11 protein-coding genes and 1 rRNA gene are annotated in these 10988 nt (G+C 68.9%); 1 reads left to right on the forward strand and 11 read right to left on the reverse strand.

Annotated features, from left to right (window positions below; translation table 11 throughout):
• Positions 1 to 91: 91 nt before the first annotated feature.
• Positions 92 to 466 carry a PRC-barrel domain-containing protein gene (locus ACH5AO_RS02715; RefSeq protein WP_398921039.1) on the forward strand — a complete coding sequence of 125 codons (375 nt, stop codon included), beginning with the start codon at positions 92 to 94 and terminating at the stop codon, positions 464 to 466.
• A 9-nt stretch (positions 467 to 475) separates the two neighbouring features.
• Here the strand turns inward: ACH5AO_RS02715 and ACH5AO_RS02720 are convergent, their stop codons facing one another.
• The 11 genes from ACH5AO_RS02720 to rrf all read right to left on the reverse strand — a co-directional run bounded on the left by ACH5AO_RS02720 (position 476) and on the right by rrf (position 10853).
• Positions 476 to 1873, reverse strand: coding sequence for a DNA polymerase IV (locus ACH5AO_RS02720; RefSeq protein WP_398921041.1), 1398 nt, complete (start codon positions 1871 to 1873; stop codon positions 476 to 478).
• A 69-nt stretch (positions 1874 to 1942) separates the two neighbouring features.
• On the reverse strand, positions 1943 to 2626 hold the full coding sequence (locus tag ACH5AO_RS02725; RefSeq protein WP_398921044.1) for a MerR family transcriptional regulator: 684 nt from the start codon (positions 2624 to 2626) through the stop codon (positions 1943 to 1945).
• A 194-nt stretch (positions 2627 to 2820) separates the two neighbouring features.
• Positions 2821 to 3294, reverse strand: coding sequence for a bifunctional nuclease family protein (locus ACH5AO_RS02730; RefSeq protein ID WP_030833746.1), 474 nt, complete (start codon positions 3292 to 3294; stop codon positions 2821 to 2823).
• An 83-nt stretch (positions 3295 to 3377) separates the two neighbouring features.
• Entirely contained in the window at positions 3378 to 4118 is a 741-nt protein-coding gene (locus ACH5AO_RS02735; protein ID WP_398921046.1) for a MerR family transcriptional regulator, read from the reverse strand.
• A gap of 37 nt (positions 4119 to 4155) precedes the next feature.
• Complete coding sequence (locus ACH5AO_RS02740) at positions 4156 to 5088, reverse strand: FHA domain-containing protein (RefSeq protein WP_398921048.1); 933 nt, start codon at positions 5086 to 5088, stop codon at positions 4156 to 4158.
• Between the two features lie 61 nt (positions 5089 to 5149).
• Positions 5150 to 6049, reverse strand: a complete 900-nt coding sequence (locus tag ACH5AO_RS02745; RefSeq protein ID WP_398921049.1) for a DUF881 domain-containing protein — start codon at positions 6047 to 6049, stop codon at positions 5150 to 5152.
• Between the two features lie 5 nt (positions 6050 to 6054).
• Positions 6055 to 6387, reverse strand: a complete 333-nt coding sequence (locus ACH5AO_RS02750; RefSeq protein ID WP_003988855.1) for a small basic family protein — start codon at positions 6385 to 6387, stop codon at positions 6055 to 6057.
• Positions 6384 to 7280 (reverse strand): DUF881 domain-containing protein, encoded by an 897-nt coding sequence (locus ACH5AO_RS02755; RefSeq protein ID WP_398921051.1) that lies wholly within the window; start codon positions 7278 to 7280, stop codon positions 6384 to 6386. Before ACH5AO_RS02755 ends, ACH5AO_RS02750 begins: the two co-directional genes overlap by 4 nt.
• A 127-nt stretch (positions 7281 to 7407) precedes the next feature.
• Positions 7408 to 9903, reverse strand: a complete 2496-nt coding sequence (locus ACH5AO_RS02760; protein ID WP_398921053.1) for a sugar phosphate nucleotidyltransferase — start codon at positions 9901 to 9903, stop codon at positions 7408 to 7410.
• 115 nt (positions 9904 to 10018) lie between these two features.
• Positions 10019 to 10627 (reverse strand): CDP-alcohol phosphatidyltransferase family protein, encoded by a 609-nt coding sequence (locus ACH5AO_RS02765; RefSeq protein ID WP_142196604.1) that lies wholly within the window; start codon positions 10625 to 10627, stop codon positions 10019 to 10021.
• A 109-nt stretch (positions 10628 to 10736) separates the two neighbouring features.
• Positions 10737 to 10853, reverse strand: a 5S ribosomal RNA gene (gene rrf / locus ACH5AO_RS02770).
• Positions 10854 to 10988: the final 135 nt, after the last annotated feature.

Genomic DNA, 10988 nt, shown 5'->3' on the forward strand with positions numbered 1-10988 from the left:
CGAGCACCACACCAGAACCTTCGAGTGGCCGTTCAGCCGATTGTGCCGTTTTGTAGTGCTTATGGATGAGTTTGCGACCAGTGGAGGGCCTGTGCAGACCGACATCGATCCGCGCCATCTGATCGGCCGCAAGGCGTTCGACCGCAACGGAACCCGGATCGGCACGATCGACGAGGTCTACCTCGACGACGCCACCGGCATACCGGAGTGGGCGGCGATACGCACCGGCCTGTTCAGCAGGGACGCCTTCGTCCCCCTGGAACCCAGCGAACTCATCGACGGCGCCCTCCACGTCCCCTTCGAACGCGCCCTTATCAAGGACGCCCCCGACTTCGGCGTGGGCCGCCACCTCTCCCCCGAGCAGGAACTCCAGCTCTACCACCACTACGGCCTGGACCTCGCCGCTCCCCCTCCCCTCCCTGACCGCGACTTCGGCAAACTCGCCGAGAACGACAAGTCGGCCTGATCCGCCCGCTCACCCGCCCTCCGCCCGCACTCCTCCGCCGGCCCCCGCGCCCTCGGCCTCCCCGGGTCTTCGGGGCACCAGCGGCAGCGGCTGCGCCGGTTGCAGAGCCGGGTCGTCGACGCGGAAGGTCTTCACCCGGCCCGGCTCCGAGTCGGGTGTCTCGAAGCGCACCGTGACCCGGCCCAGCCCACTGCCCTGCACCCATCCGGGCCCGTGCACGGCGTGCCGTACGTCGTGCCCCGCCGGCCAGCGCCGCTCGGCGGGTGTCTCCGGCTCCGGCGCGGGCGCGGCCTCGGCCTCGGTCTCCTCGTGCGGGAGGTCGTCGGCGGGTACGCCCGCCGCCTGCGCGAACAGGTCCTCCTGCGTGTAGTCGGCCAGCCCGCTGACCCCGACCCCCAGCAACCGCACCCCGCCCGTCGTGTCGACCGAGTCCAGCAGCCGCGCGGCCGCCTCCCGCACCACCGCCGGATCGTCCGTGGGGCCCCGCAGCGTCTCGGACCGGGTGAGGGTCGAGAAGTCGTACCGGCGCACCTTCAGCACGATGGTCCGCCCCGACAGGCCCGCCTCCCGCAGCCTGCGCACGCACCGGTCCGCGAGTCGCCGCACCTCCGTCCCCACCCGCACCCGGTCGTGGATGTCCACGTCGTATGTGTCCTCGACCGAGATCGACTTGGCCTCCCGCTCGGCCACCACGGGCCGCTCGTCCCGGGCGAGCGCCATCGCGAACAGCGCGTGCCCGTGGGCCTTGCCCAGCAGCCGTACGAGCTCGTCCTCCCCGGCCTCGGCGAGCTCGTCGACCGTGTGGATCCCCGCCCGCCGCAGGTGATCACCGGTCGCCGGCCCGACGCCCGGCAGGGTGCGGACCGGCAGCGGCCCCAGCAGGGCCCGCTCCGTGCCCGGCTCGATCAGTACCAGTCCGTCCGGCTTGGCCTGTTCCGAGGCGATCTTCGCCAGCATCTTGGAGGCCGCGAGCCCCACCGACCCGGTGAGTCCCGTGACCGCTCGTATGTCCGCGCGCAGCTTCGCCCCGGCCAGCCGCGCCGACCGCTCGTCCCAGGCCGCGCCGCCGGCCTCCAGGTCCACGAACGCCTCGTCCAGACTCAGCGGCTCCACCAGCGGTGACAGGGCCTTCAACAACCCCATCACCTGCTCGCTGACCGACCGGTAGAGGGCGAACCTCGGCACCAGGTACGCGGCGTTCGGCGCGCGCCGCCGGGCCTGCGCCATGGGCATCGCCGAGTGGACGCCGAAGACCCGTGCCTCGTACGAGGCGGTGGCCACCACACCCCGCGGCCCGAGCCCGCCCACGACGACCGCCTTCCCGCGCAGGCTCGGTTTGGACGCCTGCTCCACCGAGGCGAAGAAGGCGTCCATGTCGAGGTGCAGGATCGTGGGCGCGGATCTCACATCTCCGATGCTGCCCTACGCCACTGACAACGGCCGTTCCCTGAGGGTCTCCGAAGGCCCCGGACGGCCTCAGACCGCCTTGTTCCGCCGCCGGGCCAGCTCGTCCATCGGGTTGTGCCCGACCAGGGTCTCCCCGGTGTCGACGCGCTCCCCGTGCAGCTGGGACAGCGCGCTCTCCACGTCCCGCCACACCACGCCCACGGCGATGCCGAAGACGCCCTGGCCGCCCTGGAGCAGGGCGTGCACCTCATCGGGCGAGGTGCACTCGTAGACCGTGGCCCCGTCGCTCATCAGCGTCATGCGCTCCAGGTCGCTGAAGCCTCGCTCACGCAGGTGCTGGACCGCGGTACGGATGTTCTGCAGGGAGACGCCCGTGTCCAGGAACCGCTTGACGATCTTCAGCACGACGACGTCGCGGAAGCTGTACAGCCGCTGCGTGCCCGATCCATGGGCCGGCCGCACGCTCGGTTCGACCAGACCCGTACGGGCCCAGTAGTCGAGCTGCCGGTAGGTGATACCCGCGGCGGCGCAGGCCGTGGGCCCCCGGTAGCCGATCTGCTCGGACGCCATGGATGTCGCCCCTCCGCTGCTCGGCACAGCCGTCGGCCGCTGCGGAGCCTGGTCGATCGCGCCGCCATGGGCGGGATGGCCTCCGCTCGGACGGAGCCGGGAGCTCTGGGGAGGGTACGGTCCGCCCGCCCCGAAACCGCGCCCGGGGACACCCCCAGCCGTACTGTCGCCGCTGCTTCTCACGCCGACCTCCGTCCTTGACCTGCCTCCTCGAAGGTAGGCAGTCACCAAGGGTGCGTCAACGATCGCCACACTCGGCACGCCGAGTGATAATCACCCTAAGAGTGGTTTCCCGTACCTCACCGCGGGGAAAGGCTAGCCGAATGCGCTCGGTGCGAACCGCGACGGCCGACCCGGGTGGCGGCCGCCGAGCGCCCTCACTGGTTACTGCTCCCGAAGTCCTCCGGCGAGATCTGGTCGAGGAACTCGCGGAACTTCTCCACCTCGTCCTCCTGCTCGTCCGGGATGGCGATACCGGCGTCGTCGAGCACCGTGTCACTGCCGTAGATCGGCGTACCCGTCCGCAGGGCCAGCGCTATGGCGTCGGAGGGGCGGGCACTCACCTCGACGCCGCTGGCGAACACCAGCTCCGCGTAGAAGACGCCTTCGCGCAGATCGGTGATGCGCACTTCCGTGAGCTCCTGTCCGACGGCTTCCAGCACGTCCTTGAACAGGTCGTGGGTCAGCGGCCGTGCGGGAGCCATGCCCTGCTGGGCGAAGGCGATGGCCGTCGCCTCCCCCGGTCCGATCCAGATGGGGAGGTAGCGGTCGCCGCCCACTTCACGCAACAGCACGATCGGTTGGTTGGAGGGCATCTCGACCCGGACACCTACGACATCGAGCTCGTTCACACAGCAACCCTAGGCCGTGCCCGGGACGTTTGGGTAGTCGGGTGGGGAACGGGTGGCCGATCCGAGCCCCGCGCCGCCCCGTCTCAAGGCAGCCGTATGCCGAGTGCCGCCTGCACCAGCGCCGCGTGCAGCTTCACCGTGAGCCCCGCCAGCTCCTTCGTGCGCGCCTGCGCGTGGGCCCTGGTCTGCGGGTTCCGGTGGCGCTTCAGCGGGGCGACGACCTGGTCCACCAGCCCGGCCTCGCGGTCGGCGGCGGCCTTCATCGCCCTCAGGTGACGCGGCTCGATCCCGAACCGCCCCAGCTCGGTGATGAGCTCGGCGACGGTGACCGACTCGACGTCGTACATGCCGGCCTCGACCGGGGCGAGCAGCCCGTACGACTCCCACTCGGCGAGCGTCCGCTCGTCGATGCCGGCCGCGGCCAGCAGCCGGCCGCGCCCGATGCGCGCCGCCCCGGACCCCTCGGCGACGGGCTCCTGAACGGTCTCCCCGTCCCCCGGACGGCCCAGCACCGGCAGCTGGACGGCCTCACCGCGCTCCATGGCGTCGAGGTGCTCACGGATCACCTTGAGCGGCAGGTAGTGATCGCGCTGCATGCGCAGCACATGGCCGAGGCGCTCGACGTCCCCGGCGCTGAACTTGCGGTATCCCGACGGGGTCCGCTGCGGCTCGATCAGCCCCTCCGACTCCAGGAAGCGGATCTTGGAGATGGTGACCTCGGGAAACTCCTCGCGCAGCACGCCCAGCACCGCGCCGATGCTCATCAGTCCGGTGCCCGCGGCGGCGGCGCCGTCGCCGGCACCGCCGCTCGGTGTCTGAACCATGAACCTTCCCTGGGTCCCCCGGACGGATCCGGGGAGGTCAGTAGCCCCGCTGGCTCGCGTAGAAGACCAGCCGGTACTTGCCGATCTGCACCTCGTCGCCGTTGGACAGGGCGACCTGGTCGATCCGCTCCCGGTTGACGTACGTACCGTTCAGGCTGCCCACGTCGGCCACGGTGAAGGAGCCGTCCGGACCGCGCCGGAACTCCACGTGCCGACGGGAGACCGTCACGTCGTCCAGGAAGATGTCGCTCTGCGGGTGACGCCCGGCCGTGGTCAGGTCGCCGTCCAGTAGGAAGCGGCTGCCCGAGTTGGGCCCGCGGCGCACGACCAGGAGCGCGGAACCCATCGGCAGTGCGTCGACGGCCGCCTGTGCCTCGGGAGAGAGCGTCGGCGTCGGCGTCTGGCCGGTGGCCTCCGCGTCGTAGGCCTCGAGACCGGAGATCGAGATCGTGGACGTCGTCTCCGAGGGGCGCTCCGGGGTGACCCCGGGCCTCAGCGGCGCGCCGCAGTTGGAGCAGAAGCGGCTGTTCTCCGCGTTGCGGTTGCCGCACCTCGTACACACCAGGGCCGACATGGACGGATCCTCCTGCCGCGGCTGCCCCCCAGGGGCGTGGGACGCGTACGGGTCGGAGACCCCTGCCCCCGTACCCGAGGTCGACGGCTGCCCGAAACCTATGCCGCCGGACTGCGCGGGGTCAACGGACGGCGCGCCCTGACCCACCTGGTCCCGGTACAGCGGACGCTGACCTTCCGCCTCAGGCTGTGCGCGATGACGAGCGGTCGCGTTGTCGCTGCCCTCTCGCCGCGCGCTCTTGCCGAACAACTTCGCAAACAACTTCACGGGCGATTCCCCTTGACCGAAACAGACCCGCCCGTGGGGCAGGACGAACCCTGACTGAACACATTGGCCGACCCGGACATCTTCACAACGTCCGCCTCCGCCAGACAGTTTCCACCACGCACCACCCATTCGGTGCGCCGACCCCCCGCAACCTCATGCCCTTGCCGAACGCCCTCCATGCACTCCCGGTTCACCGGGAGGACGACTGAGCGTAGTCAGGCCGCTTCACCGCCCGCAAGGCATCCACGACGATCTTGGTCGACCGCTCCACGGTAACGGTGGCCTGTTCTTTCTCGAGAGTCTGCACCACACCTCCGGGGATGTTGAGCGCCGGCTCGAGGTCCTGCGGCTTGCCTATGACCTTGAAACGATAGGGCGCGGTGATCTTGTTCCCGTCCACACCGACACCGTTTCCGGAGTCCGTCAGGTAGGTCCCCGCCACCACCCGCACACCGTTCACCTGGATCGCCTCGGCACCGGCCGCGCGCAGCTCCTGGATGGCGTCGAGCAGCATGTCCGCCTCGACCATCCCCTTCGTGTCCTCGATGGTCATCATGATCCCGGGCCCCTGCGCGGCCACGGTGCCCGCCAGCACACCGAGTTGCCGTTCCTTCTCGATCGTCTGCCTACGGGCCTCTTCGGCCTGGTCGGAACTGTTCTCCAGTTCGTCGCGCTGCTTCTCGAGTCCCTGCTTCTCGTCCTCAAGACGCTCTGTGCGGTCGTCGAGTTCATCGAGGATGCGCACAAGATCTTCCTGGCGTGCCCCGCGCAGCGCGCTGTCGCCGTCGCTGTTCGACGCCACCTGGACGGCCAGACCGAAGCCCAGGCCGAACAGCAGCAGGGCCACGATGAGTTGGGCCCGGGTCACCCGCGGCGGCCACAGCCCCTTCACCAGCCGCTGCCGGCCGGTCAGACCGGGCGCGGGCTTCGGAACGTCCTCCTCCGCGGGTGCGGGTGCCCTCGTGGGCCCCTCGGCGGGTACCTCCGCGGGCAGTTCCCTGCGCAGGCCGGCCGCGAGTGCGGCGTCCGGAGCGGGACGCTGCGGGGACACCGCCGGGCGCGTCGTCTCGTTATGCTCGTGCTCGCTCATCGGCCTCACGCCCGGAACACGTGCCTGCGGATCGCCGCGGCGTTGGAGAAGATGCGGATGCCGAGGACCACCACGACGCCCGTCGACAGCTGGGCTCCCACGCCGAGCTTGTCGCCGAGGAACACGATCAGGGCGGCGACGACGACGTTCGACAGGAACGACACCACGAAGACCTTGTCGTCGAAGATGCCGTCGAGCATGGCCCTCAGCCCTCCGAACACGGCGTCGAGGGCCGCGACGACGGCGATCGGCAGGTAAGGCTCGACGACCGCCGGAACCTCGGGCCGGACCAACAGTCCGGCCACGACTCCCACGACGAGGCCCAGTACGGCGATCACGATGCGTCCTTCTCGGTTATCGGCTGTGCGGTACGTACGATCACACTCGGTGCGGCGGACAGCCGGACGTCGTCCTCCACGGAGATGGCCGTCCGGATCCCGTAGTTCTCCTGCAGGGCATGCAGATACAGCCCGTCCTCGCTGTTCTGGAACCGGTCGCTCAGTTCTCCGCCGTCCCCCACCGCGAGCACCGTGTACGGCGGCACCAGCGGCCTGTTGTCGACCAGTATCGCGTCTCCCGCGGCCCTGATCGCCGACAGGGCTGTCAGCCGCTGCCCGTTGATGGAGACGGCCTCGGCGCCGGACTCCCACAGACCGTTGACCACGCGCTGCATGTCACGGTCACGAACCCGCCCGGTGTCGGAGAAACCGGAGGTCGCCCGGGCGTCCCCGTCACCGCCCGTGCTCGCGTCCTCGGCGTCGTCCACCACGAGCCGCACACCTGGCCCGTGCACCGCGGTGGCACCCGAGAGGATGCCCACCAGTGTGGACCGGTCGCCTCCGCCACTGTCCCGGAGCGCCTCGCGCTGCCGCTCGCTCACGTCGGCACGCAACTCGTCGACGCTGTCCTCGAGCCTGTCCGCGGCCTCGGTCTCCTGATCGATCCGGTCGATCAGTTCCTCACGCTCCTTGGCCACGGCGGGAGCCGCGACCCGGGCCTGCGCGGCACCGACGGTCACGATCAGGGCGGCGAGCACCAGACCGCCGGCCAGCCCCAACTTCGCCCTGAGCGTCTTCGGCATGCCACCGCCGCCGTCGGCCTTCCGCCGCGCGGCGGCCTCGGCGTATCCGTCGTCGAGGCTGTGGTCCATGACGTTGGTGATCAACGACATGGAGGCGTCCGGGCGAGCGGGCCGCGCGGGTGTGCTCCGAACGGGGGGTTGCTGCGGCATGCCGCACATCGTCGCACGCCGCAGCCACTACCTCCGAACGGACCTACCGGCGTGCCGGACAGGCCCCGTTGGGGACACTTGTCCGGCACGCACGCGTACCGCTCGTTTTACCACTCGCGCCGGCCGCTCACCGACCCGCGCTGTCCACGACCGCCGACCACTCGTCGAGCAGGGCCTGCGCGGAGGCGTCGTCGGGTCCCTCGGCCCACAGATGGGTGACCGCCTCGGCCGGGTCGGGCAGCACCATCACCCAGCGGCCGTCGGCCTCCACCACCCGCACGCCGTCGGTGGTGTCCACGAACCGGTCACCGGCCGCCTCCACGACCCTCCGCATCACCAGGCCCTTGACGGCCCACGGGGTCGCCAGATCCCGCTTGAGCACATGCGCCCGCGGGATGCGCGCGTCGATCTGGCTGAGCGTGAGCTGGGTGCGCGCCACCAGTCCGATGAGCCGCACGAAGGCCGCCGTGCCGTCGTAGACACTGCTGAACTCCGGGACGATGAAGCCGCCCTTGCCGTCGCCTCCGAAGATCGTCCCTTCCTCACCGCCCACGCGCGTGAGGTCGTCGGGCGAAGTGGTCGTCCATTCGACCTGTGTGCCGTGATAGGCCGCGACCTGCTCGGCGATCCTGGTGGTGGTCACCGGGAGCGCCACCCGGCCGCTGCGCCGCTCGGACGCGATGAGATCGAGCATGACGAGCAGCGCCCTGTCGTCCTCGATGATCCGCCCCTTCTCGTCGACCAGGGACAGCCGCTCACCGACGGGGTCGAACCGTACGCCGAAGGCGGCACCGGAGGACGCCACGATCTCCCCGAGCCGGACCAGCCCCGAACGCCGCATGTCGGCCGTCTCGGTCGGCCTGGACTCGTCGAGACCGGGGTTGATGGTCAGCGAGTCGACGCCCAGTTTGCCGAGCAGACTCGGCAGCACCAGGCCGGCACTGCCGTTGGAGGCGTCGACGACCACCTTGAGTCCGGACTCCGCGATGCCGGTGATGTCGACGTTCCGCAGCAGAGAGCCCGTGTACGAGTCGAAGACGCTGGCCGGGAAGTGCAGATCCCCGATCTCCCCGGGGAACGCGCGCCGGTACTCCTGACGCGCGAACACCCGGTCCAGTTTCCGCTGGCTGCCCTGGGAGAGGTCGGCGCCCTGGCCGTCGAAGAACATGATGTCGACGGAGTCCGGCACACCGGGCGTGGTCCGGATCATGATGCCGCCCGCGCTGCCCCTCGCGGTCTGCTGCCGCGCCACGGGCAGCGGCACGTTCTCCAGGTCCCGTACGTCGATGGCGCTGGCCTGCAGCGCGGAGATGACCGCCCGCTTCAGCGCACGGGCACCACGGGAGTGGTCGCGGGCCGTGGTGACGGTCGAGCCCTTCTTCAGGGTCGTCGCGTACGCACCGGCCAGCCGCACCGCGAGTTCAGGTGTGATCTCGACGTTCAGGACCCCGGACACGCCCCGGGCTCCGAAGAGGTGCGCCTGTCCCCTGGATTCCCAGATCACCGAGGTGTTGACGAACGCGCCGGCCTCGATGGTCTTGAACGGATAGACCCGCACATTGCCCTGGACGATCGATTCTTCGCCGATCAGGCACTCGTCACCGATGACGGCACCGTCCTCGATCCGCGCGGCCCGCATGATGTCGGTGTTCTTGCCGACGACACAGCCTCGCAGATTGCTGTGCGGTCCGACGTACACGTTGTCGTGGACGACGGCCTTGTGCAGGAAGGCGCCGCTCTTCACGACGACGTTGGATCCCACGACCGTGTGTTCGCGGATCTCCGCGCCGGCCTCGACCTTGGCGTAGTCGCCGATGTACAGCGGTCCGCGGAGCACGGCGTCGGGGTGCACCTCGGCGCCCTCCGCCACCCACACGCCCGGGGAGATCTCGAAACCGTCGATGTCGACGTCGACCTTGCCCTCCAGGACGTCGGCCTGCGCCTTCACATAGCTTTCGTGTGTGCCGACGTCCTCCCAGTAGCCTTCGGCGACATAGCCGTAGACGGGCTTGCCCTCCTTCATCAGCTGCGGGAAGACGTCACCGGACCAGTCGACGGGCACATCGGGCTCGACGTAGTCGAAGACCTCGGGCTCCATGACGTAGATGCCGGTGTTCACCGTGTCGGAGAAGACCTGTCCCCAGGTCGGCTTCTCGAGGAAGCGTTCGACCTTGCCTTCCTCGTCCACGATGGTGATGCCGAATTCCAGCGGATTGGGGACGCGGGTCAGGCAGACCGTGACCAGAGCGCCCTTTTCCTTGTGGAAATTGATCAGCTCGGTGAGGTCGAAGTCAGTGAGGGCGTCACCGGAGATGACGAGGAAGGCGTCGTCCTTCAGGGCCTCCTCGGCGTTCTTCACGCTCCCTGCGGTACCGAGTGGCTTCTCCTCGTTGGCATAGGTGAGCTCCATTCCGAGTTCTTCGCCGTCACCGAAGTAGTTTTTGACGAGCGATGCAAGGAACTGGACGGTCACAACGGTTTCGTTGAGCCCATGCTTTTTGAGCAGCCGCAGAACATGCTCCATGATCGGCCTATTGGCCACCGGCAGGAGCGGCTTGGGCATGCTTGAGGTCATGGGGCGAAGGCGGGTGCCTTCACCCCCGGCCATCACGACGGCCTTCATGTCGGAAGCGTCCTCCTCGAAGAGACGACGGTCTAGCCGACTTCACCCGCCAGGGTTGTCCCGCACTTTTCGACTGCGGGCCGTCGCACCACCTTGTGCGCGCAAATCAGCGAGTTCAATCGGCCACGGCGTCCGCACGAACCAGGCGGCGGACTTGGACCACGTAGAGCACTCCTGCCCACCAATACAGAGTTGTACCCCATCCGGCGAACGCCCATCCGAAAATAGCAGCGAGTGACGAGATCCAGCCAGTTCCGTCACTGAGCAGGAGCAGTGGGAAGGCATACATGAGGTTGAAGGTGGCGGCCTTCCCCAGGAAGTTCACCTGCGGTGGCGGATAGCCGTGCCGTCGCAGGATGCCCACCATGACCAGGAGAACCAGCTCACGCGCCAGCAGAACGGCGGTCAGCCAGAGCGGCAGAATCTCGCGCCAGGTGAGGCCGACCAACGTCGAGAGAATGTAGAGCCGGTCGGCGGCGGGGTCGAGCAGCCGGCCGAGGCTGCTGATCTGGTTCCATCGTCGCGCCAGCTTGCCGTCCAGGTAGTCGCTGACGCCGCTGAGGGCCAGCACCAGGAGGGCCCAGCCATCGCTCTTCGGACCGCCGAACTCCGGCCTGAGGATCAGCCACAGGAACAGTGGTACGCCAACGAGCCGCGCCATGCTGAGCATGTTCGGGATGGTGAGGACGCGGTCTGTCTGGACCCGCGTCTCCTGGACCTCCACCCGGGATCCTCCTGTGGGAAAAGTGTCGATGATGCCCCCTGACCTTACCTCAACGCAAAAAAGCTCTGGCCCTCGGGCTGTATGCCCAAGAGCCAGAGCTCTAAAAGGAGTTCGGCGGCGTCCTACTCTCCCACAGGGTCCCCCCTGCAGTACCATCGGCGCTGTAAGGCTTAGCTTCCGGGTTCGGAATGTAACCGGGCGTTTCCCCTACGCTATGACCACCGAAACACTATGAAACTGACAACCGCACCACGCCGTGACCATGGCATGGGGTTGTTCGTGGTTTCAGAACCAACACAGTGGACGCGAGCAACTGAGGACAAGCCCTCGGCCTATTAGTACCGGTCAACTCCACACGTTA

Origin of the sequence: Streptomyces sp. NPDC018964, assembly GCF_044390325.1 — a bacterium.
Taxonomy (GTDB): domain Bacteria; phylum Actinomycetota; class Actinomycetes; order Streptomycetales; family Streptomycetaceae; genus Streptomyces.

Excerpts from the sequence above, each read along its gene's own strand:
- ACH5AO_RS02735 (WP_398921046.1), bottom strand. The coding sequence starts at position 4,118 with ATGGTTCAGACACCGAGCGGCGGTGCCGGCGACGGCGCCGCCGCCGCG.
- ACH5AO_RS02740 (WP_398921048.1), bottom strand. The coding sequence starts at position 5,088 with ATGGGTGGTGCGTGGTGGAAACTGTCTGGCGGAGGCGGACGTTGTGAA.
- ACH5AO_RS02745 (WP_398921049.1), bottom strand. The coding sequence starts at position 6,049 with ATGAGCGAGCACGAGCATAACGAGACGACGCGCCCGGCGGTGTCCCCG.
- ACH5AO_RS02755 (WP_398921051.1), bottom strand. The coding sequence starts at position 7,280 with ATGCCGCAGCAACCCCCCGTTCGGAGCACACCCGCGCGGCCCGCTCGC.
- ACH5AO_RS02760 (WP_398921053.1), bottom strand. The coding sequence starts at position 9,903 with ATGAAGGCCGTCGTGATGGCCGGGGGTGAAGGCACCCGCCTTCGCCCC.